The 23,559-nt window shown below is 40.0% G+C and carries 20 protein-coding genes; 12 read left to right on the forward strand and 8 right to left on the reverse strand.

The window, feature by feature from the left end; genetic code table 11:
• Positions 1-12 precede the first annotated feature (12 nt).
• From J2S05_RS12870 to J2S05_RS12895, 6 genes are all read left to right on the forward strand, one after another.
• A complete protein-coding gene (locus J2S05_RS12870) occupies positions 13-546 on the forward strand; it encodes a P-loop NTPase family protein (protein ID WP_306983404.1) in 534 nt (177 codons plus the stop codon).
• Entirely contained in the window at positions 546-1,295 is a 750-nt protein-coding gene (locus J2S05_RS12875) for a class I SAM-dependent methyltransferase (RefSeq protein WP_306983406.1), read from the forward strand. The genes J2S05_RS12870 and J2S05_RS12875 overlap by 1 nt, the downstream gene beginning before the upstream one ends.
• A gap of 625 nt (positions 1,296-1,920) precedes the next feature.
• Positions 1,921-2,994, forward strand: coding sequence for a Gfo/Idh/MocA family protein (locus tag J2S05_RS12880; RefSeq protein WP_306983408.1), 1,074 nt, complete (start codon positions 1,921-1,923; stop codon positions 2,992-2,994).
• Positions 2,995-3,021: 27 nt separating this feature from the next.
• Complete coding sequence (locus J2S05_RS12885; RefSeq protein WP_306983409.1) at positions 3,022-3,990, forward strand: sugar phosphate isomerase/epimerase family protein; 969 nt, start codon at positions 3,022-3,024, stop codon at positions 3,988-3,990.
• A 33-nt stretch (positions 3,991-4,023) separates the two neighbouring features.
• Entirely contained in the window at positions 4,024-5,049 is a 1,026-nt protein-coding gene (locus J2S05_RS12890) for a Gfo/Idh/MocA family protein (protein ID WP_306983411.1), read from the forward strand.
• A 21-nt stretch (positions 5,050-5,070) separates the two neighbouring features.
• Positions 5,071-5,829 carry a sugar phosphate isomerase/epimerase family protein gene (locus tag J2S05_RS12895; RefSeq protein ID WP_306983413.1) on the forward strand — a complete coding sequence of 253 codons (759 nt, stop codon included), beginning with the start codon at positions 5,071-5,073 and terminating at the stop codon, positions 5,827-5,829.
• Between the two features lie 599 nt (positions 5,830-6,428).
• Here the strand turns inward: J2S05_RS12895 and J2S05_RS12900 are convergent.
• Together J2S05_RS12900 and J2S05_RS12905 are read right to left on the reverse strand one after the other, a co-directional pair.
• Complete coding sequence (locus J2S05_RS12900) at positions 6,429-7,637, reverse strand: MFS transporter (RefSeq protein ID WP_306983416.1); 1,209 nt, start codon at positions 7,635-7,637, stop codon at positions 6,429-6,431.
• Between the two features lie 16 nt (positions 7,638-7,653).
• Positions 7,654-8,700, reverse strand: coding sequence for an ArsR/SmtB family transcription factor (locus tag J2S05_RS12905; protein WP_306983417.1), 1,047 nt, complete (start codon positions 8,698-8,700; stop codon positions 7,654-7,656).
• Between the two features lie 223 nt (positions 8,701-8,923).
• Between J2S05_RS12905 and J2S05_RS12910 the strand changes: the two genes are divergently transcribed.
• Positions 8,924-9,640, forward strand: a complete 717-nt coding sequence (locus tag J2S05_RS12910; protein WP_306983419.1) for a MerR family transcriptional regulator — start codon at positions 8,924-8,926, stop codon at positions 9,638-9,640.
• Positions 9,637-11,403, forward strand: coding sequence for an ABC transporter ATP-binding protein (locus J2S05_RS12915; protein ID WP_306983420.1), 1,767 nt, complete (start codon positions 9,637-9,639; stop codon positions 11,401-11,403). Before J2S05_RS12910 ends, J2S05_RS12915 begins: the two co-directional genes overlap by 4 nt.
• A gap of 81 nt (positions 11,404-11,484) precedes the next feature.
• Here J2S05_RS12915 and J2S05_RS12920 read toward each other — a convergent pair whose 3' ends face one another.
• On the reverse strand, positions 11,485-12,657 hold the full coding sequence (locus tag J2S05_RS12920; RefSeq protein WP_306983422.1) for a DNA glycosylase AlkZ-like family protein: 1,173 nt from the start codon (positions 12,655-12,657) through the stop codon (positions 11,485-11,487).
• Between the two features lie 235 nt (positions 12,658-12,892).
• Between J2S05_RS12920 and J2S05_RS12925 the strand changes: the two genes are divergently transcribed.
• Positions 12,893-13,819: an LPXTG cell wall anchor domain-containing protein gene (locus tag J2S05_RS12925; protein ID WP_306983424.1), complete on the forward strand. Its 927-nt coding sequence runs from the start codon at positions 12,893-12,895 to the stop codon at positions 13,817-13,819.
• Between the two features lie 61 nt (positions 13,820-13,880).
• Here J2S05_RS12925 and J2S05_RS12930 read toward each other — a convergent pair whose 3' ends face one another.
• The gene (locus J2S05_RS12930) at positions 13,881-15,137 is read right to left on the reverse strand and encodes a YeeE/YedE family protein (protein ID WP_306983426.1); all 1,257 of its coding nucleotides are present in this window, start codon (positions 15,135-15,137) and stop codon (positions 13,881-13,883) included.
• A 411-nt stretch (positions 15,138-15,548) separates the two neighbouring features.
• Positions 15,549-16,217, reverse strand: coding sequence for a YesL family protein (locus J2S05_RS12935; protein WP_306983428.1), 669 nt, complete (start codon positions 16,215-16,217; stop codon positions 15,549-15,551).
• A 163-nt stretch (positions 16,218-16,380) separates the two neighbouring features.
• Between J2S05_RS12935 and J2S05_RS12940 the strand changes: the two genes are divergently transcribed.
• Positions 16,381-17,298, forward strand: coding sequence for an ROK family protein (locus J2S05_RS12940; protein WP_306983430.1), 918 nt, complete (start codon positions 16,381-16,383; stop codon positions 17,296-17,298).
• 46 nt (positions 17,299-17,344) lie between these two features.
• Here the strand turns inward: J2S05_RS12940 and J2S05_RS12945 are convergent, their stop codons facing one another.
• Both J2S05_RS12945 and J2S05_RS12950 read right to left on the reverse strand, forming a co-directional pair.
• Positions 17,345-17,665, reverse strand: a complete 321-nt coding sequence (locus tag J2S05_RS12945) for a hypothetical protein (protein ID WP_306983432.1) — start codon at positions 17,663-17,665, stop codon at positions 17,345-17,347.
• 65 nt (positions 17,666-17,730) lie between these two features.
• Positions 17,731-18,720, reverse strand: coding sequence for a Gfo/Idh/MocA family protein (locus J2S05_RS12950; RefSeq protein ID WP_306983434.1), 990 nt, complete (start codon positions 18,718-18,720; stop codon positions 17,731-17,733).
• Positions 18,721-18,922: 202 nt separating this feature from the next.
• On the opposite strand from J2S05_RS12950, the gene J2S05_RS12955 reads away from it, so the two are divergent.
• Together J2S05_RS12955 and J2S05_RS12960 are read left to right on the forward strand one after the other, a co-directional pair.
• The gene (locus J2S05_RS12955; protein ID WP_306983436.1) at positions 18,923-19,795 is read left to right on the forward strand and encodes an STAS domain-containing protein; all 873 of its coding nucleotides are present in this window, start codon (positions 18,923-18,925) and stop codon (positions 19,793-19,795) included.
• A 342-nt stretch (positions 19,796-20,137) separates the two neighbouring features.
• Positions 20,138-22,012 (forward strand): LTA synthase family protein, encoded by a 1,875-nt coding sequence (locus J2S05_RS12960; RefSeq protein ID WP_306983438.1) that lies wholly within the window; start codon positions 20,138-20,140, stop codon positions 22,010-22,012.
• 133 nt (positions 22,013-22,145) lie between these two features.
• Here the strand turns inward: J2S05_RS12960 and J2S05_RS12965 are convergent, their stop codons facing one another.
• A complete protein-coding gene (locus J2S05_RS12965) occupies positions 22,146-23,432 on the reverse strand; it encodes a mechanosensitive ion channel (protein WP_306983440.1) in 1,287 nt (428 codons plus the stop codon).
• Positions 23,433-23,559 lie beyond the last annotated feature (127 nt).

The following is a 23,559-nucleotide window of genomic DNA, read 5'->3' on the forward strand; positions in this document are numbered from 1 at the left end:
GGTGTGAGTTTTTTGCGAAGGATTATGGTGGTAGGTGCATCGGCTGGAGCTGGGAAATCAACGTTTGCAAGAAGTCTATCAAAGCAACTAAACATTCCTGTCTATCATTTGGATACATTCTATTGGAAACCAGGCTGGGAAGAGGAAGACACCCAGATTTTTCGAGAGAAACAGCAGAAAATTGTTGGAGATGAATACTGGATTATTGAAGGGAATTATAGCTCTACTTTTGATATAAGACTAGAGAAAGCAGATACGATCATATTTTTAGATCAGCCGTTATGGGTTTGTCTGTACAGAGTGTTTAAAAGAAGAGTTATGTATCGTAAAAAATCCAGACCAGATTTGACTGAGGGTTGTCCTGAGAAGATAGATTTTGCGTTTCTTTCTTTTATTGTACGAACCTATTATCCAAGAAAGAAGAAAATGCGAGAGAAGTTGCAAACATTTAAAGATAAAAGTTCTTCTCATCAGGTTTATTTACTCTCAGGAGACACGGACACTGAAAAGTTTTTAGATAAGGTACATAAAGGGGATGTTGAGTAATGGATCAAGAATTTTTGAACCAGTTAAAGACACAAGATGAGGTATTTTCAGGGTGGGATTTTTCTTTTGTATCTGAAACGGGTAGGATGAGTTCCTCTCTATTAACGTGGTCATTTGGAAGCCTAGCGATGAAAAAGCTGGCGCACGCTAAGAGTGCGTTAGACATGGGAACAGGAGGCGGAGAGCATCTAAGTTATTTGCGCCCATTCCCTCCAGTTATGAAAGCAACGGAAGGCTATATGCCAAATGTGAGTATTGCCAAAAATAGACTAGAGGCGCTTGGTGTCAAAGTGTATGAAGTAACCAATGATCAGAACCTCCCATTTAAGGAGAATGAGTTTGATCTTATTCTGAATAAACATGATTCATTTGATGCAAATGAAGTCCGTAGACTCATTTCTGACGGCGGTACATTTATAACTCAGCAGGTGGGTGGAACCGACTGTGCAGAGATAAATGAATGGTTTAATCAACCACTCAATCCAGAGTTTGCACAGTGGAACCTAGAAACAGCAAGGCAACAGGTAGAAGCGGCAGGATTTCATGTAACCGATGCTAAAGAAGAATTTCCTACCCAGAGATTTTATGATCTAGGGGCTGTATTGTATTACTTAAAAGCGATCCCGTGGCAGTTAGAAGATTGGCGAGCAGCAGATTATATACCTGAATTGTACAAGCTTTACGAGCGGATCAATAAAGATGGGTTTGTAGAAGTAACACAGCATCGTTTTATACTAATAGCACAATAAAAATAACAAAGGTCTGATGCTCATTAATGAATTTCAAGATATCTTCTTTGAAAAAGAATTCAATCATAGATACAAAATAAGATGCGTAGAATAAATGTGGTTTCAGGATACATTTTTAGTAAGCCTCTAACATAGACATTTTGCCTAAAGTAGAGAGGATGATTGTATGCAACTCTTGAAAAAGCTCATTCTAAAATTCCTATTTATTTATATTACGTATATAGGGGTTAGATTACTAATGGGACTCTTTTTCTCCTCAACATCGCCAGATCCTTTATACGCGGACGCTTTAATCTTTACAACAGTTTTTTTAACTTTATCCTCTTTATTCTCGTCATCCCATAAGAGTGAGGACACAGAAAATCCTAGGTAGGTTTGTGTTATCCGAAGTACATTTGGGCCCATTCCCACCCTAAGGTACCAGCCACGCCAATCACTTTCTTGGGGTTTAGTAGATAATGGGTAGATGGATAACGGAAGAGACCAGAAATAAAATAAAAGATGTTGGTGAAAGTATTATACATTCTCTTAAAAAAAAGGTAGAATGAGAGCGTATACACAGAGAGTCTATTTTTTTAAAAAAAGTATTTTGAAAGCGGTTTACAAATGGTGAGGAGCGTGGAATATGCAGCAAGCGAGAGTTGGAATCGTTGGATGTGGAACAATTAGCGATATTTATTTACAAAATTGTGCTGATGACCAATATGTTGAAATTGTGGCTTGTAGTGATCTGAATCAGGCAGCAGCCATGGAAAAAGCGAAGGCTTATAACATTGCTAAAGTACTTACCCCGGATGAGTTATATCAGGATCCTGATATTGATATTGTCTTAAATCTGACCATCCCGGCGGCTCATGCAGAGGTATCGCTAAAAGCCTTACAAAATGGAAAACACGTTTTTCTTGAAAAACCACTGTCTATTTCATTACAAGATGCTGAGCAGATTCTTGAGGTTGCAAAAGAGAAAGGACTTCAAGTTGGTGTAGCTCCTGATACGTTTCTTGGTGGGGGTCTGCAAACCTGCCGTAAGTTAATTGATGATGGATCAATCGGCAAACCTGTTGCAGCGACGGCTTTTATGATGTCGCATGGTCCTGAAAGCTGGCATCCAAATCCTTATTTTTATTATCAAGAGGGAGCCGGTCCGCTTTTTGATATGGGGCCTTATTATCTTACTGCCTTAATTCACCTGATTGGTCCATTCCGTCGAGTGACTGGTTCTGCTCAGTCGGCTTTGCAGGAAAGGATTGCAACAAGCCCCGAGAGAAATGGGGAGGTTATCCCAGTCAATACTCCTACCCATGTTACTGGAGTGATTGATTTTGAAAATGGAGCGGTTGGTACTTTGATTATGAGCTTTGATGTGTGGGGAGCCACGTTACCTTGGATCGAAATTTACGGCACAGAAGGCACTCTACGTGTACCAGATCCAAATACCTTTGGTGGACCTGTCTATGTCAAAAAAGCAGGAGAATTAGAATGGACAGAACTAGCTTTAACTCATGACCACATTGAAAATGAACGAGGTCTTGGATTAAAGGATATGGCTAGAGCGGTTGTTACTGGTAGTCCAACTCGTGCATCTGGAGAGATGGGATATCATGTGCTGGAAGCGATGCATGGTTTTTATACTGCTTCTGCGACTAATCAGCATTATGCGATGCAGAGTAACTGCGATCGACCAGCACCTGTGGAATAAGATTTTACTATTTTAGGAGGAGATTATATGAAACTAGGAGTATTCGCCGTATTGTTTGCCGATAAGCCATTTGAAGAAATGCTCGATCATATTAAGAGCTTAGGATTAGAAACAGTTGAGATTGGAACAGGAGGATATCCTGGAAATGCTCATTGTAATCCAGCGGAATTATTAGCTGATGAGTCCAAGTTGAAGGCTTTTCAGCACGCTGTTGAGAGCAGAGGATTAACGATCAGTAGCTTAAGCTGCCACGGCAATGCACTGACTCCAGATCGTGAGTTTGCGGAGCGTTGCCACCAAGACTTTCTTGATACCGTTCGTTTAGCGGAAAAGTTAGGTGTCGAAGTGGTTACAACGTTCTCAGGAACTCCTGGTGCGTATGAAGGAGCTAAAGCACCAAGCTGGCCGGTAGCACCATGGCCAAATGAGCATGCTGAAATTTTAAAATGGCAGTGGGAAGAAAAGCTCATTCCTTATTGGAAGGAAGCGGGGAAATTCGCGAGTGATCATAATGTGAAAATTGCACTTGAGTTACACGGTGGGTTTTTAGTACATACCCCAGCGACACTATTAAAACTACGTGAAGCTGTAGGCGACGTCATTGGAGCGAACGTGGATCCAAGCCATCTATGGTGGCAAGGGATCGATCCCGTAGCGGCGATCAAAATCCTTGGAAAGCGCAATGCGATACACTTTTTCCATGCAAAGGACACGTACATTGATCAAGAAAATGTGAACATGCATGGCTTGCTAGATATGCAGTCATATGCCAACATGCAAGATCGCGCGTGGATCTTCCGCTCAGTTGGATACGGACATGATCTAAAGGTTTGGTCCGACATTATTAGTGCACTTCGCACAGTTGGTTATGATGGGGCGGTTAGTATTGAACATGAAGATGGATTAATGTCCATTGACGAAGGATTCAGCCGTGCAGTATCAAATCTTCAGCAAGTATTAATCAAAGATCCAGTTCCAGACATGTGGTGGCTATAAAAGAAAGTGTAGTTCAAGAGAGGGGAAAAAATTATGAACAAATTAAAAGTAGCTGTAATAGGTAATGGGAGTATTGCGAAGTACCGTCATATCCCAGAATATGCGAGTAGGGAAGATGTTGAATTCGTTGCATTTTGTGATTTTACAATCGAGCTTGCACAAGCAAACGTAGAACAATTTGGTGGGAAAGCCTATACAAGTTATGAAGAGCTATTAGCTAGTGAAGACGTTGACGTAGTGAGTGTCTGCACACAAAACGTTGATCACGCAAAGGTATCCATTGCGGCAGCGAATGCAGGGGCGCACGTTCTTTGCGAAAAGCCAATGGCGACATCTTTAGAAGATGCACAAGCAATGATTAAAGCAGCAAAAGAAAATAATGTTCAATTAATGATTGGTCATAACCAACGTCTGATGCCTCCTCACGTGAAAGCGAAGGAAGTGCTCGAATCAGGCCGTCTAGGTAAAGTCCTTACGTTCAAAACAACCTTTGGTCACGGTGGACCAGATGCTTGGAGTGTCCAAGGGGATGAGAGCTGGTTCTTTGATAAGTCAAAAGCATTTGTTGGTGCTATGGGTGACTTAGGCGTACACAAAATCGATCTCATTCGCTGGCTTTTTGATGAAGAGATCTCAGAGGTTGCTGCATTTGTCGAAACCCTTGACAAGCAGGGTGATGTGGACGATAACGCGACATGCCTGCTCCGTATGCAAGGTGGAGCAATTGGTACAATGGCAGCAAGCTGGACTTACTACAAAGGTGAGGACAACACAACAAGCGTCTATTGTGAAAATGGTGTGCTTGAAATTAAGGATAACGCTGATGAGCAAGTGGTTGTGCGTTTAAATAATGGTACAGTTGAGCGCTATCAAGTTGGAGCTATTGCGACAAATGATGCAGGAGGTCAATCCTCTAGTGGTGTAATTGATGCCTTTTTAACAGGGATTATAGAAGGTACAGAACCTGTCATTACTGGCGAAGAAGGAATGAAATCGTTGAATGTAGTACTTGCAGCACTTGAGTCAGCAGAGACTCGAGCTTTTGTAAAAGTAAACTAGTCTTGAAAGGATGAATGTATAATGGCACAACTACCAATCGCTCTTCAGTTATATACACTTCGAAATGAAACAAAGGAAGATTTTCTAGGAACACTTAAAAAAGTAAAAGAGCTTGGATATGATGGAGTTGAATTTGCTGGATTTGGTGGGTACGAAGCATCTGAACTCAAAGCCATTCTAGAAGATCTTGACCTAAAACCGTTCTCTAGTCACGTAGGTCTTGAACTACTTGAAGACAATGCAGAAGAAATTATTGCGTATCACAAAGAGCTTGGAGTCGAAACAATGGTTATTCCATATCTTGTGCCAGAGCGAAGAACAGCAAAAGAAGATTATCTAAAGCTTGCTGAGAGTTTGAATCAGTATGGTGAGAAGATTAAGGAAGCTGGATTGCAACTATGCTATCATAATCATGACTTTGAATTTGAGAAATATGATGGAGAGTATGGCCTTGATTTGATCTTCTCAAATACAAATCCAGAATTCGTACAAGTTGAACTAGATACGTATTGGGCTGAATTTGCAGGAATCTCTGCAGTAGACTACGCAGCTAAGTATAAAGGAAGACTTCCACTTGCTCACATTAAAGATATGGTGACAAGTCCGGAGAAAACATTTGCCGAAGTTGGAGAAGGCGTATTAGATATTAAATCAATAGTAGCAGCAGTAGAACAAGCTGGTGCCAAACGATTAATCGTGGAACAAGACGTCTGCCAAAGACCAGCACTTGAAAGTGTAGAAATCAGTATTCGTAACTTAAAAGAAATTTTAGGACGATAATATGTAAAAAAAGCCGGACCTCTTGGTTCGGCTTTTTTATATTTTTGCTCTTACTAAGCATGTGAAGTTCTTGGTAAGTGGCATTTTATCTTGGAGAGAGGGCAAAAGGTCTTGGTAACCCGCGCCTCATCTTGAAGAGAGGGCAACCGATCTTGGAAATGAGCCCAGCATCTTAGAGAGAGGGTAACCGGTCTTGGAAATGAGCCCAGCATCTTGGAGAGAGGACAACCGGTCTTGGTAACGAGCCCAGCATCTTGGAGAGAGGGCAACCGGTCTTGGAAATGAGCTCAGCATCATGGAAAGAGGACAACCGGTCTTGGTAACTGGCCCAGCATCTTGGAGAGAGGGCAACCGGTCTTGGAAATGAGCTCAGCATCTTGGAAAGAGGACAACCGGTCTTGGTAACTGGCCCAGCATCTTGGAGAGAGGGCAACCGGTCTTGGAAATGAGCTCAGCATCTTGGAAAGAACCCAACCGGTCTTGGTAACCCGCCCGCCATCTTGGAGAGAACCCAACCAATCCTACTAACCCGCTTCCCAACTTGGAAAACATCCCCCCTCTCTTCCTAAGAATTTTACACACAATCACGAACTACAACCTCAGCCCAAATTCCCCATATCCGAATGAAGGAAAATTAGAATAGAACAGCTTGCTATGATCCCCCCAATCGCTATAGTGAGGTGGGTACCAATGCTATCTCCAAGCAAACCAGCTATTAGTGCAGCTAATGGGATTAAGGCCATAGTGATAAATCGACTACTGGCTTGAACTCTACCAAGCATATGATCTGGCGTAACTTTTTGTCTTAATGTTTTTATGACAGGATTGAAGGATGCAGCACAAAAGGTCCCGATTGCATTGGCAATTAGTAAAGCTGTGTACGAGTGTGCTAGACCTAACCAAATCAAGGAAAGTCCTCCGCCAAGATAACCGCAAAAAAGTATACTGCGATTACTCGCTACTTTTCTAATAAATACGGATAAAAACGATCCGACAATCGCTGCGGCTCCACCAATCGATAGGAGCCACCCGATCTCAATGGCTGTTAATCCGATGGTCGCCTGAAGATGAAAAACTAATAGAGTCAAGGAAATCGTAATGCCAAAGCTGATAAATGCACTGCTAAGATTGGTTAAAAGAAGAATTTTCTTTTGATAAATGAAGCTAAATCCTTTCCCAACATCACGAAAAAATCCGCCGCTACTTTTTATATTTGACTCTTTATGTAGAGGGACTTGGATAAAAAGTACTGCTATAAAAGCGAAGAAAAAACCAATACTATTTGCGATTAATCCTATACCAGGATGAATAAATGCGATGAAGAGGCCACCAAGTGTAGGACCAACCAAAATGGCAGTGTGAAACATACTAGATTCTATTGTATTAGCAAGTTGGAGGTCTTCTTTTTTTACGATCGAAGGAATGACAGCAAATTGAGCTGTGTTATAAAGCTGAGTACAAGCGCCAATCAATAAAGCTGCGATAAAGAGGTAGAAGATGTGAAGCTCATCAACTAGATAGAGTACACTCAAAATCATTAAAACAAAAGCTCTTACAGCATCACATAATAGCAACAGTGTTTTTCTTGAATATCGATCGACTACTGGGCCAACAAAAGGCTGAAGCCAAACAGTCGCTTGACCGATTGCAGCTACGGTACCCATTGCAATCGCAGATCCTGTAAGAGATAAAACGATGAGTGGTAGGGCAACCAAATAAACTTGAGCTCCAGCAAAAGAGGCTAAGTTGCCCCCCATAAGCCAATAAAATGCACGGTTTTTACGTAATGGATGAAAGCCCTCGTCCATGTAAGAACCTCCTTTTTTAGTTTGATAGGTAGTCAGTAAGGCTTTGACCTAATTCTTGTAGCCTCATCTCATGTAAGCTATATCTTGATTTGTTTGTTGAAATAAGTCTGGCTGATCGTAGCTGTGTGAGGTGATGGTGAAGAGTTGATTTTGGCATATCTAATGTGATGGCCAGCTCCTGTAAGCTTTTTGTTCCTTCAAAAAGGAGCTTAACCATTTTTAGTCGGGCCTCATCACCAAGCGCTTTATAGGCAAGAGGAAGCATTCGATCTGGAACAAGTGGGTCACCTGGGTGAATGCTTGCGTTAGATATAGGATAATAGAAAACTTTGGTTCCTTTTAAGTCCGCAACAATGGTCCATGGTCGATAGGAGAAATGTGGGATAAGAAGCACGTTTGGTACAGAAGGTTCAGGGAGGTAGTCAATGCCATCCGTAACATAATGAACAAAAGCTATTGGATCAGATATGGTTTTATGTTTCTCTTTTTTTGTAGAAAGATCTCGGCAAATCATTCCTTCTAGCTGTACTTCTTGATCCGTAATCATCTGCTGAACCCACCCTGTCATAACAGAGATAAGATGTGATTTGAGCGATGTGATGTCTGTATGACAAATATACCGGACGTAGTCAGGTAAAAAGACAATGTGTTTGGAAGCAGTCGCATACTCCTCAACGGCCTGTGCGTTTCCAGTGGCCGCTTCATCTAATAGCGGCTCTAGATAGGTATTCAAGTAAGGTAAGCAGATACGTCTCAACTCAACTGTGTCTAAAGAACGTATAAATGTACAATACCCTTCTAACGAATGATCTTCTAATGAATGAAGAAGCTGAAGTAAGGCTTTCCAAGTGTTGTGCGTATATACTTCCTCTAGTTCTGCTTTAAGGTCAATTGTAATGTCGCCATTAATTACAGGTTGGTAGAATTCCGTCTCTGTTAGAGTGTCTCGTAGTTTATCATGTGTGATAGCAGCGATTCCAAGTGCACTTTCCCACAGTAAAGAATGACTGAATCGAATCGTATAATGTTCTCGTTCGGGGTTTGAGTAATCAAGAACTTTCATTGCTCATTCTCCTTTTCTATTAAATTATCTATAACTATATACGATAGATGATTTACATTCAATATAATTAGAATATTTAATTCTATAAAAATAGAATTTAATAAAATGGATTAACACCGTAGAGTTTAGCTCCTTGTAAAGAGTTAGGCTTTTTTTCTATTGTGTCTTGTGCATGACGTTACGTCAGGGGATATACTTAGCTTAGTAGAAAGGGGATAGAGAGTTGAAGCAGCTGTATACCATTGGTGAATTCGCGAAACTGACCGGTACGACGGTTCGTACGTTGAGATTTTATCATAAGAAAAAGTTACTCGAGCCATCATCCTTTAACGAAAATGGACATCGGCTGTATAGCCAACAAGATTTGTTTCTTTTTCAGAAAATCATAACGTTTAAGTATCTAGATTTTTCATTAGATCAGATAGCGAATTTTCTTCATAGCCCTGAACTTAATTTAACTGAAACGATTTCTTTTCAGAAACGTATGCTTGTTGATAAACAAAAAAGTCTTCAGAAAGTGATTGATTCACTAGAGACAGTGGAGTTAGTTCTGAATGACACAGGGGAGGCAGAGCCTTCGTTAATCCTTTCTTTTATTCAGACATTTCAGCAAGGGGAAGAGCGCAAGCAATGGTTATCCTCATTTCTAACTAAGGAGCTTGTGGAGGTGCTCTTCTCTTTAGAAACACAAAAAAAGTATTGGGTGTTACTATTAGAATTAACGAGAGTAGTGAAGAACTATTCTCCATCAAGTATGGAAGCACAGGAGAAAATAATAGCTCTTTCTACTTCTATTCAATCTCTGTTCACACCGGAAATGGTGGAGGAACTTGAAGCGAATGCCTCCATGATTCAAAAAGTCCCGCCCTTACTAATGGATCAAGTAAGCACTGAATTAGAGCATTTTTTAATCGAGATGCAAAAGGAGATGCAAGAATGAAAGCTGATGATCAATCAAAAAGCCAGCCACCTAAATGGCGAGAATTTTGGCAGTTACTAATAGGTTATAGACCGTCTATGTGGTTAATGGGTGGTGCAGTTGTGCTTGGCTTGGGAGAGACCATTCTTTCTCTGTTAGTACCATTGTTAACGATGCAATTAGTCGATATCTTATCGGTTACAACGATATCCACGAGCTTAATCGTTCTTTTGATCGCGGTATTTTTAGCTCAAGCCACTATGTCTGGCTTTTCCATTTATATGATGACAAGGGTTGGCCAGCATATGATCGCCAAACTCAGGGAAGATCTTTGGAAACATGTTATCAAGTTACCGATTCCTTTTTTTGATAAACGTAATTCAGGTGAAACGATGAGTCGTATTACCAATGATACGAACGTGATTAAAGAATTTGTTGTGATGCAAATCATTCCGTTCTTTTCAGGTTTGGTCTCTATCATTGGGTCAGTCATCTTATTGTTTATCATTGATTGGAAAATCACATTAATGATGCTTGTTATCATTCCAGTTGCATTTGCCATTTTAATGCCGCTAGGACGTAAGATGTATAAAGTATCAAAGGCTACTCAGGATGAGACCGCAGAATTTCAAGGAGATCTTGGTCGAGTCCTATCTGATATACGGTTAGTGAAATCATCTCTTGCTGAACCGAAAGAAGAACAGCAAGGTAAGCGTCGGATTACCAAACTATTTGGCTATGGTCTAAGAGAAGCAAAAATTAATGCATTTGTTACGCCTCTTATGATGACTGTAAACTTGGTTATGTTAGTCTTTTTAATTGGATATGGTGGATTTCGTGTATCTGAGGGGACTCTAAGTGCAGGTTCACTTGTAGCCATTATTCTTTATATGTTTCAGATTATTGTTCCATTTAGTCAAATGGCCACATTTTTTACCCAATCACAAAAGGCCATGGGTGCAACAGAACGTATTCGTGAAATTATGGATGAAAAGCCTGAATTGGAACCAGCTACTTCATCATCAACAGGAGAGAAAACGAGTCAGGAAGGTCTTATTTTTAAGAACGTAAACTTTGGCTATTCTGAGGATCAGTCTATTTTACACGACCTATCCTTTTCAGTTGGGAAGGGAAAGGTAACCGCTTTTGTTGGGCCAAGTGGCGCAGGGAAAACCACAATCTTCTCTCTTATTGAACGTTTTTACCAACCAAAAAACGGATCGATACACTTTGAAGGAGTGGAATTGAAGAACTATCAACTTAGAGAATGGCGCAGCAAAATCGCGTATGTATCTCAGGAAAGTCCAATGATGGCAGGAACGATTCGTGATAATTTAACCTACGGGCTTGAAGGTGTGACAGATTCACAAATAGATAAGGCAGTTGATCAAGCTAATCTAAGAGAATTTATTAATAAGCTTCCAGATCTATATGACACTCAGGTAGGGGAGCGAGGAGTCAAGGTATCGGGTGGTCAACGCCAGCGGTTAGCGATTGCTAGAGCGATCATTCGAGATCCTGAACTTTTGTTGCTCGATGAAGCAACGGCCCACTTAGACAGTACGTCTGAGAGTTTAGTTCAAGAGGCGTTACAAGGATTAATGGAGGGTCGAACAACACTTGTGATTGCGCATAGACTCTCAACAGTTCGTCATGCGGATCGCTTGATTGTATTAGAGCAAGGACAAGCAACAGGGATTGGCACACATGAAGAACTTATCCGTACTCATGACGTGTATCGAGAAATGGTTGAACAGCAGTTTGATACAGAACCACATTCATAAAGAATAAGCAGCTGGAGCAACGTTTTATAACAAAAAGGGAAGAACACTGACATGTCAGTGTTCTTCCCTTTTATGCCTTAGTTAAATACGCCATTCGACCGTAACCGCTCCAATTTGTTTAGCCAAGTGATCTAGGCCTTTTTCTATTCGATGTACTCTCTCATTTGATAAAGTAAATGCCTCACTTAATTCTAATTTCTTCACAATAAGAGTTCCGCTCTTGCGATCAAATAAAGGATCCATCTGTCCTATTAACTGATCTTGATCTAATATTGGCATGGCATACGCCCCAAATTTCCTTTTTTCTTTTGGGATATAAATCTCCCATCGATAGTAAAAAGAAAACAAATCAACTAGTCGTTCGCGCCTCCATAAAAGATTATCGAGTGGTGGGAGAAACTGTACGATGTCACTTGGTTGAATTTCGTGATTTATTTCTAATTTTGGGATGTCCTCAGCTAATACTGCATAGCTTCGATCTACTCCTTCAATTTCAATGGGGACAATCATCCCACGTTCGATCATCTTAGCGTGTAGTTGACGCCTAGTGGCTGCTTTGAATTTTTGCCATCCATATCGTACGTCCGTTGGATCAAATAAGCGATACGCACGATAGTATTTCTCAAGCATTTGTTGGCTTGCTTCTTCATAAGTGATTTCAGCGGCACGATGTAACAGTTTGTCAGGAATTACGTTCTCAGTTAAATCAAAGAATCTGGTTGCACCATCACGCTTCACAACCTGGATATCACCTGTTCGGTGTAGGAGAGAAAGGACATGGGATGATTCCTTAGTGGTTGCTTTTTCTAAGTCCCAGCCGCCATGCACTTTGCCTGAAGAACGGAATTCACGGGACTGAAGTGGACCATTCTCTTTGAACATTTGTTTTACCTGGTGAACGGTTGACGCATAACGAATCAGTTCTGAATCTAACGTTTCTTTCCGGTGATTCCTTGTGAATGCAAAGAGAGGATAATCTTCTATAGGTAGAATACACGCTTCATTTGCCCAATATTCAAAGGCAAGTCCATCCTCTAATAATTGACTGAAGCTCTGTGTTTGGTAGGAGGTCGTTCTGTTCATCAAAACTAGGTGATGGTTTCTTTCAATGGTCGCAACGGGATCAAGTTGGACTGCCTCAAGCTGTCTCCACATCCTTTCTGTCGATGCGACTTTTTGTGTTGAGAGCAGACCAAGAGAGTGGAGGAGAAATTGTCTGGCTGCTTGTTTGCTAATACGAATGGGGGTTCTCATATGTATATCTCCTAACTATAAAGGAATTGAGAAAATGATACGAATAGGGATACACATATCCTACCATATAAATGAAACGACTATATTTTGTAAAGAAAGCGGTTTATATTTGTGGTTCTAAGGGTACAGAATTTAGGAGAGACGAGTAACATATTCAATATACTAGAAAATACTTCATACATACTATGCTCTTACGAACACTTATCTCTCTATAAAATTGAGAAGGGGTTTTGTTATGTTAAGGAAAACGATTGCACCACTCTGTTTAGTTACACTATTATCAATCTCTGTACCATCATTGGCGTTGGCGGATGAGGATTCAAATGCCGTTGATATTCTTAATCAATCCAATGAAGCGATGCTTGAGCTGGACAGTTATTCAAGTGAGACTGTTATGGAGATGACGATGGAAGGTATAGATGGAGAAGAAGTAACGATTACGACCACGTCTGAAGAAGATGTGACGATGAATCCTTTTGCGCTTCATCAAATTGTGACAACATCAATTCCTGGCGAAGCAGAAACAACCTTGGAATCGTATTGGACAGAGGATGGTTTCTATCAAGAAACAGCTGATGGAGAGTGGACAAAGCTTCCAGATGAACTCTCAGAAGAACTTAATGAGCTAATGGGAATGGCGATGGCTGGAGATCAAGTAGAGCAAGCTGAAGCCTTTGGAGATGACATGAGTGTGGAGGATACTGGTGACTCATACATACTAACGTATGATGGTGATGGAGAAGCGATTGAAGAAGCCATGCAAGAATGGATGGACATGTCCATGGGTGATGATGAAGCAATGATGCTCGAAGAGTTGTTGAATCAGATTACGTATAACGAAATTAACTATGAAATGACCATCGAAAAAGATACTTACTATATGACAGATTTAACAATGTATGCGGATATGGATATTGAGTTTGAAGGCGAGAGTACAAATATGACTCAATCGATTGATATGAACGTTCACAATTTTAATGGTGTAGGTTCGATTGAAGTTCCTGAGGATGTAAAAAACAACGCAACTCCACTTGAAGATGAAGTTGGCGGGGAGCTTCCTGATACAAGTACAAATAACCCAATGTTTGCACTTCTTGGAGGGGCTATGACTCTTGCTGGTGCGGCACTTTGGTTTAGAAGAAGACACGTTCAACATTCGTAAAAATGTAAAAAAAGGAACCAGCTGATTAAAAAGCTGGTTCCTTTTTATCTATTATTTTGATTTAACAGAGCGAATCCTTTGGCTTAGGATTGGCTAATCCGAATAATGGACGAATGAATAAGGCAAGTCCTGTTCCAAGGATAGCCATCACAGCCCAAACCCAGCCATGAAGACTAAAGGATGCAATGCCACCGAAGTAAGCACCGATATTACATCCATAAGCTAAGCGTGCGCCGTAACCCATAAGCAGTCCGCCAATGATTGATGCGCCAGCTACTCCTGGTTTCACTCTTTTAGGATTAAAGGTACCTTGAAGAGCGGCAGAGACAAACGCGCCTAGAATAATACCAAAATTTAAGACACTTGTTGAATCGGCTAAAACAGAACTAGAAAGGGCTTCAGCATTAGCACCTGTGAAGTAATCCCAAGATGCCACATCAACCCCAATAAAGTTAAGGAACTTTCCACCCCAAAGTGCAAAGGCAGACGTAATGCCCCAAGGTGTCCCGCGAACTGCAAGGACCAAAGCATTTAATACGGCAAGCACAATAGCAGCTGAGAAGAGTGGCCATGAACCACGAAGAATCTTTTTAAACCCACTTGTCGTAGATAGTGGTTTCATCTGAGGTGGATTCTTCCACTTTGCAAATAGTACGGTTCCAAAGTAAATAGCCGCAAACAAGGCCATCTGAACCGCCCAGCCACCAAAGTAACCAAAGTTTGTAGACTCAGCAAGTGAAAAAGGCTCCATATGAGGGGTACCTTCCCAAAAGGAAATATGATAAGCACCAGCTACAGATCCCACGATAAAGAAAAAGAGTGTGAGAATCATTGAAGAGGAGCCACCCCCTACAGAATAGAGAGTTCCAGACGCACACCCACTGCCAAGCTGCATGCCAATTCCAAACATAAAGGCCCCAACGAGTACACTTACACCAACAGGAGAAACAAAACCAGTTGGCTCTGCTCCAGTAAAACTAAAACCAGTTGCAAAGATAATAGCAAATAAAGTGGTAGCAGCAGCTAGCATAAGCATATGAGCTTGCAAGCCCTGAACATTTCCAACCGATACAAGTCTACGGAAGGCTGAAGTAAATCCAAACCGGGCATAGAGTAAGGCCATGCCTAACCCGAGTCCAATCAGGAATAAGAATCCCTGCACAAATCCTGCAACAGATACAGTTGCAATGTATAAAGCAATGATGCCTAAAAGACCAGCAAAAACATACGGTTTCTGAACCGGTTTAATGGGGCCCTTGAACGTAGTAGAACGCTGATTCCAACCCTTTGGAATATCTGAAGAAGAAGCCTGAGCCATCTAAAAGTCCTCCGATCTCTTAATTAAATAAATGCACGGTTCAATATATACCCTTAGAAATTGTATGTAAACCAATAAGGGTTATAGGGAATTGCGGCACTTAGGCGTGACCACTAAAAAGTTAGCTAGAAATAAGCTCATGTTCACCGCTCCAGGAGAAACCTACGCACCCACAAGAACGAGTCTTCGGTTTCTCCTTCCGCTACTGTTCTGATCAACCCAATGTCGAACGATCCTTTTCAGTGGCCCCTCGTTTTAGAGCTGGGTAAACCACCCATGAAAAACGGAGTGTTTCTCCGGAGCAATAGCTGCTCTCATGCTACGGTTGGACAAAAAAAGAAGCATGATACTCGTTAAACGGCATCATGCTTCGGTTCTTATAATAAAACTGTTCATTTATTGATACAGCATTTACATGCCTGATGCTTGAGTGGCTGTTTTTGCTTTCTCTTCACGTGCTTGCTGTTTCGCTAATGCCATTTGAATGATAGCGTAAGAGATTCGCATAATGATATAAGCGGGTACACTAGCTCCAAAGAAGATGACTGTTGCTGGGAATGAGAACATGGCATAAAGTGCTACGCCTAATGCAACCAGCATCAGAATAGAAAGCGCAGGGTTAACAGCCATTAAGAAAAAGGCAGTTTTGAAAACCTGGACGTTTTTTAATTGATAATGAACAAACACAGGGAAAACAAATATTGTCCCAAGTGCAACGATTAGTGTGACAAAAAGAACAGGGTAATAGAAATAAGCAACAATGCCTTCACCAGCAAATGTTAGTAAAAATTGAAAATCAACATAGAGTACAAAACCGATTAAGACCAAAAACAGCCCAATTATATTTCCACGAATAAAGTCTTTTTTTAGATAGGAGAAAAAAGTCTTGAAAACAGGAACATCGTCTTCGCCCATAATCCATTTTCTTATAACGGCATACATTGCAAATGTTGCCGGGAATATAGTAAAAACAACAAGTCCAGCTAAAGTGAATCCAACCCATAAAATATTAATATAGGCCATACGCATAATCCATTCTGCTATTTTGTGCAGACCGCCCATGGGACCACGGATATCCATAAGTTTGACCTCCGATTTCATTTGATAGTAAGCGATTTCATATATCTTTACAAATAATATCACATAGCCATACAATGGAAAGAGAATTATTTTGTAACTTAAGTATAGCACGATTATGCGTATTGGTGAACGCTTACATTTTAATCGGATTAAGGGGAGAGCTATGACAAAGTATGCTGTAGGAGTCGACATTGGCGGAACGAAGATTGCAATAGGCTTAGTTGATGAACGTGGAGAATTATTGAAGCAGGTTATTATTAAAACAGAGCATACTATTGTAGAGCCAATAGTGAAAATAAAAGAAGTGATCGAACAAGTGAACGAGATCATAACTGAATTCAAGATACAGAGTGATGACTTACAAGGGATTGGTATAGGAGCGCCCGGTCCTCTTAATGGGAAGGATGGAATCTTAACTGAACCTCCTAATCTTCGTTCATGGTGGGGGGCACCTGTAAAGAAATGGTTCGAACAAGCTTTTACATGTCCTGTTGTTCTAGAAAACGATGCAAATGCGGCTACTCTTGCGGAAAAATGGCTTGGATCAGGACAAGGGAGTGACCACTTTGTTTTTATGACGATCAGTACAGGTGTTGGAGCAGGCATCTATAGTCACGGAAGACTAATTACAGGAGCATATGGAAATGCGGGAGAAATTGGTCATGTTGTGATTGACCCTTCATATGGAACTTCAGCATGCGGTCAAAAGGGGACCCTTGAATGGATTGCTTCCGGAACTGGGATTGAAAGGCAAGCACATCTAAAAACGGGTGAGAACTTGACGGCAAGAGAGATATTTAAGCGAGCAGAGACAGGAGATACTGAGCTTCAGAATCTTGTTCAAACGGTCTATGAAAAAATAGGAGTAGGCTGTGTCACACTGATTAATTTACTTGAGCCAGAGAAGATTATCTTAGGCGGTGGTGTCACAAAAGTAGGAGAGCCACTGTTTGCTGGAGTAAGAAACTATGTGAAGCAATATGCCATTAGTTCGGCTGGTAGGGGAACTGAGATTGTTCCTGCTGGTTTGGAGCAGGATGCAGGGTTACTTGGCGCAGCTGCCTTAATACTTAAACAATAAAAGGATCAGGTCATCGAAGCTATAGACGATGGCCTGACCTTTTTTATTAAGGCATGATATCCCCAACAATTTCTTTTGTTTCAAGCGTACCAAGGTCATAAATCATTTGATAGACGTTTTTTAGGTCTTTTTGTGTTTGGCTTTTTTCTTCATCAGCTTTGCCTTCATCAAAAGGTCTTTGGAGGATTTGTTGCTGTTCAAAATCCTCGGATTTTACTCGTTCAAGTAATGAAGCAAGTTGATCCTTTTCCTTTGTTGTTGCATAGATTTGGTATTGAATCGTATTGTCTGGTGTTTTTGTTTTACTAATGGCCATTAACGCCATATCTAAAGTGACATAATAGGATTCTCTTTTAAATGTGGACATATAACATCGGCTCCTTTTTGATAGGTGTTATATAATCCATACCCTCAATGATCCATACCTACACGTTATTGATCACTTGGAAACACGAGTCCAATTTGGCGACGAGCTTCGTCCAGCACTTGTAGCGTTAAAGCTGTGTTCTTATGACTGTTATTTACTGATTCTAATGTCCGTTCGTTAATTAGCTTTGCAAATTCAATTGCTTCATAATACATCGGGTTTTCATGTTGTTGTTCAGAGAGTGTGCTTACATTCTTTGATATGCGATCATTAAACGATAATGAGTTGAAGTCATTCCAATTCTCAATCACAAAGCTTCCAAACTCTCCTTGAATTTCAGAGGGAAGTGTAGAGTCTGTTATCTTTGAATGATTAATGATGATTTGTGATTCAGCGTATTTTAGTAGCAGGCTACCTGCCCCATCCACTCCTGATTTCAGCATGTGTCCTTGGGCTTTCACTTCATCAGGACGACCAAATAGTGCGATGATAGGATAAATACCATACACGCCAATATCCATTAGTGAGCCGTTAGAATATGTCGGATCAAAAGCATTTAGAATCTCACCATTTTTGTAGGCATCGTAACGAGAGGAATACTGACAGTAGTTTGCAAAGCCTGAACGGATTGGACCAAGCTTGTCCAGGTTATCTTTTAGAATAGAGAAGTTCGGGAGCTGGGTGGTTTTCATTGCCTCCATTAGTACAACGTTATTAGAGTGTGCAATTTCAGACATGCTCTCCCATTCTTTGTAGTTCGAGGCCGCTGGTTTTTCAACAAGAACATGCTTTCCATGCTTAAGCATGAGCTCTGATTGTTCTGCATGAAAAGAAGTTGGGCTAGCAATATAGACAGCATCAATATGTGGACTAAGTGCAAGTTCTTCCAATGACGTATACGTATGCTCTATCCCATGTGAATGAGCAAAGTCATTAGCTCGATCGGAAGTTCTTGAGTAAACCGCTGCTAATTGATAATCCGTCAACGAACTTATGGCGTCGAGAAAACGATCTGTAATGACATTTGTACCGATAATACCTAAGCGAATGGTCATGCTGATACCCCCTTCTATTTAAACGACATCATCGTACCATTCTTTTAAAAACTCTGCATCTATCATGAATGCAATGTTTTCATGTCTGGATTATCATTTGCATTTTTTGGGATAAAGTATAAAGTAGGACTTGAAGACTATAAAAACATCATTCATGATAAGATAAGAAATAAATGAATAGAGGTAGGAGGGAAAGAGATAAATGGCAGTTAAAACTTCTAATGAAGTTAAGAAATTAAACATAAAAACCTTTTCTGATTTCGAAGAGGTAGCGGCACAAGTCCTTCTTTTGTTGAGTCATCACATAAATGTTAACACTTTATTTATTGCAAAAAATGATCTACAAACAAATCGTATTGTACAGGCGATTAATAGAGATCGTATTCTCCTTAATGAAGGAGATGAGATTGATTATAATCAGACCTTTTGCAAGCTTAGTGTAGACCATGGTCAGCAGGTTCTCATCATCCCAAGTATAAATAAGGATGCAACGGCAAATAAATTAGCACCTGCACAAACGCTTGGCGGAGGAAGTTTCATTGGTATTCCTATCTATAATGGTTGCGGAGATGTGTATGGTACGATTTGTGGCCTAGATGATCAGGAGATCAATTTCTCGGATCATGATGTTGAGCTGTTTCGAACAATGGCTTCGCTGCTTACATATGTCCTAGATTTGGATAATGCATATCGACAGCTATCTGATTTGTCTGCTCCTATGGTTCCTATTGCAAAAGGAGTAGGCGTACTTCCTGTAGTTGGAGATATTAATTCTCAACGAATGAATGAAATCCTTGATTCCGTGATTACAAAATGTAGTCAGCTAGAACTACACTATCTACTAATTGATGTTTCTGGGATTCTCAGCATAGATGAAAACTTAGGAGAACATTTTCTCCGACTGGCTCAGATGCTTCAATTAATTGGAGTGAAGTCGATCTTCACGGGTATACGTCCTGATCTAGCCATTAAGATGAACGGATTAAGTACCAGTTTAACAAAACTGACCACGTATGGAACGATGGCACAGGCAATGACTAGTATTGGATTTATACCTCCAGATTTATCGAATTAGAATGAAATATGTCAAGAGCCAATGGAAACTTTCTATTGGTTCTTTTTTTATTTTAACGTAATCTTATTTATTTTTACATAATCGTAACTTTTGTGGGTCACATACCGTATACTTCTTAACAGTATGTTTACACAGGCTAGGTGTGTCATTTGTGTGTTCACTTTAAAAATAGGTTTAGTTTGGACTTGAAATTTGGTATAATCACTTTTCGGATATTGGTTGTTTTGGTTTGAACTCTTTTTTTTTGTGGAATAGAGTGTTAAATGTGTCTGGAAACGCGCTGCCATTGCAAATACTGAAAACGCTAATTTCTTGAACTGGAAGAGAGGAGCACCATACATTATGGAAAGAATAAAATCTGCGATTAGTCGACTGAAACTATATTGGTTGGCCGTTCTTTTTTTAACAATAAAATCGTACATTCTTTACAAAGTAGGCTTTAATATCTCATCAGATAATATGCTGCAAGAGTTTATCTTGATCATTAATCCATTAAGCTCAGCAGTGTTGTTCTTTGCGATTGCATTACTTTTTAAGCATCGACTTCGAAACATTATGATCGTTGCGTTTAGTTTAATTGCAACCATGTTGTTGTATTTCAATTTACTTTATTATCGTTTTTTTACCGATTTCCTTACGTTACCGGTTTTATTTCAAACTAGTAATCTAAATGACTTAGGTAGTAGTATCGTTGGTTTAACACATGCTGCAGATTTATTGCTTCTAGTAGATCTAATCTTTTTAACTGTTTTAATTGCAACGAAAAGAGTACCAGCTGTTCATCGTCTGAAAAGAGAACCAATTATTTTGGTTTCACTTGCGGTAGTTATGTTTCTAGCGAATTTATCCATTGCTCAAGCCGAACGCCCACAGCTGTTGTCTAGATCGTTCGACCGTGAGTTGCTTGTAAAAAATATCGGGATATTAAATTATCACGTGTACGATGGTTATATTCAATCTCAATCGAGAGCTCAAAGGGTCTTTGCTGACAGCTCTGATATTGTAGAAGTGAAAAATTACGCACAGGCGAATCATAAAGATCCTGATCCGGAGCTTTTTGGTATTGCTGAAGGTAAAAACGTGGTAATGATTTCACTTGAGTCTCTACAGACTTTCGTCATCAATAATACAGTGAACGGAGAAGAAGTAACACCGTTCCTAAACGAGCTCATTGAGGATAGTTATTACTTCGAGAACTTCTATCATCAAACAGCACAAGGTAAAACATCAGATTCTGAGTTTATTGTAGATAACTCAATGTTTGGTCGTGATAGTGGCTCTGTATTCTTTACCCATGGTGGAAACGACTACAATGCGCTACCAGAATTCTTGAGTAATGAAGGAATGTATACTTCTGTTATGCATTCGAATAATAAGAGTTTTTGGAATCGTGATATCATGTATCAATCCCTTGGGTATGATCAGTTTTTTGATGTGAACAGCTATGATGTAACGGAAGAAAACTCAGTAGGTTGGGGTCTTAAAGATGTAGATTTCTTTGAGCAGTCTATTGATTTGTTACAGTCACAACCAGAACCTTTCTACACGAAGTTCATCACTCTAACCAACCATTTCCCTTTTGAGTTGGATGAAGAGGACAAGATGATCGATGAATATGATTCAAATAGTGGTACATTAAACCGCTTTTTCCCGACCGTACGTTATATGGATCATGCGGTAGAGAGATTCTTTGAAGAAATGAAAGAATCAGGTATGTATGAAGACACAATCTTTATTCTATATGGTGATCATTATGGAATCTCTGAGAATCATAACAGAGCAATGAGTCAGTATTTGGATAAGGATGAGATTACGCCATTTGACTCAACACAGCTTCAACGTGTACCGATGATTGTCCATATTCCTGGACATGATAAGAGTGAAACGATCAGTACAGTCGGTGGACAAATTGATGTCAAACCAACACTTATGCATCTATTAGGTCATAGTACTCGCAACGAGATTCATTTTGGAACAGATTTATTTGCTCCAGAAAATGAATCAAGAGCTGTACTACGAAATGGTAGTGTCATTACAGACGATATTGTCTATACAAACAATACGTGTTATGACAAGCAAGGTGAAGAGATTGAGATGGAAAGCTGCGATCCTGATATCGAAAAAGGATTGAGTGATCTTGAGCATTCAGATCGTATCATTTATGGAGATCTACTTAGATTCCTTGATTCAGAAGAAGTGGAAGAGCAAGAAGAATAGATGAGCACCCTAATAAGAACCTCAGCAAAGCGCTGAGGTTCTTATTTTTATGTTCAGTAATGAGATGCTCGTGTACGGAAAAATAGCGTAGAGGTGGCTCTAGGCCACTTCTACGCTATAAGTTGTTATGAACTTATTCAAATGGTTTAGTTGGTCCATTTGTATCGTTCGTATCATTTGGTTTAATTGATTTGTTTGTCTGATCTTGCTTCTCTATTTTAGCCTCAAACTTAGCAAGCTGACGTTTTGCGAAATCGCGACCACCAATACCAAAAGCAATGGCAAAGGCAACAGCTAAGCTTCCAAGAATAAGTAGGAATGCAATGTTCACAATAGATGATGCAAATCCTAATTGATCGAGAGTCATAAAGACAGCGAACAAAATGACAATATGCTTAACAATGTTAGCCGAGAACGAGCTTCCTGTGTAACGGGTAATCACTTGTTGAAGTAGATTTCCTGCGACAAGACCTAGACCAAGAATGAGTAATGCGCTCACGAGCATTGGCAGGTATAATATAGCCGCATTTCCAATCTGATTCAGTACATTCAACTGAAGAACATTTAACGCTTCTACAGTAAAGAAAACGATGATAATGACTTTTACAATCTGTCCAAGAATCTCCGATAAGTTAAAGCGAGCGGTGTCTGCTGATTGAAAGCCAAGGTATCTATAGATTGAATTAATACCAGTGCGGTTTAATAGACCAATTAGCAGTCCTGAGACAAATCGTGCTAAGTAATATCCTACAATGATAAGAACAATCGCAACAAATAGATTTGGAATCATTCCTAGAACACTATCAAGAACAGAAACGATAGGTTGCGAAATCATTTGGATGTTAAGTGCTTCAAGTGCAATTGTAATGATTGGAACTAGGATAACAAAGAAAACAATGTTCGATAAAATCGTCGAAAGTGTTTCTTTAGGTGGTTGTTCTTTTTCTGCTACGTAGATCTTGTCAAAGAAACGATCCACACGTAGGCTGTTTAATAGATTAAAGACAAGATTTCGAATGAAACGAGCAATAATAATTCCTATGGTAAGAATAATAGCTGCTGCAAACAAGTTCGGTAGGAAAGCCAATAACTTTTGCATCATGCTTGAGATTGGCTGAGACACAGAGTTCATGTTCAACGCATCTAAGATACTTGGAATAAACAAGATGAACACAAGATAGTAAGCAATGCTTGCTAATGACTTTAATGCCTCTATTCCTTTTTCTTCTGTTGGTACAACACGTCCTTTAGACAAAAGGCGTTGGAATCCAACTTTCTTTAATCCTTTTTCTAGAATTCCTCGTACAATCGTTGCTACTCCCCATGCAAGAAGTAAAAGTAATAATGCATAAACAAGATTGGGAATAGAAGAAACGACCTGATCAAACGCATTTCTGATAGAATTTGCTACATCGTTCAAAATATCATCTCCTTTAAAATATAGACACACAAACTACACATTCCTTTAAATGGATGGCATTAAACGTACGATTTTAAAGAATTTCATAAAATGAGATAGATAAGTGATGTATGAAAGGCAGCCTATT

The organism is Alkalicoccobacillus murimartini (genome assembly GCF_030813245.1).
Taxonomy (GTDB): Bacteria; Bacillota; Bacilli; order Bacillales; family Bacillaceae_D; genus Alkalicoccobacillus; species Alkalicoccobacillus murimartini.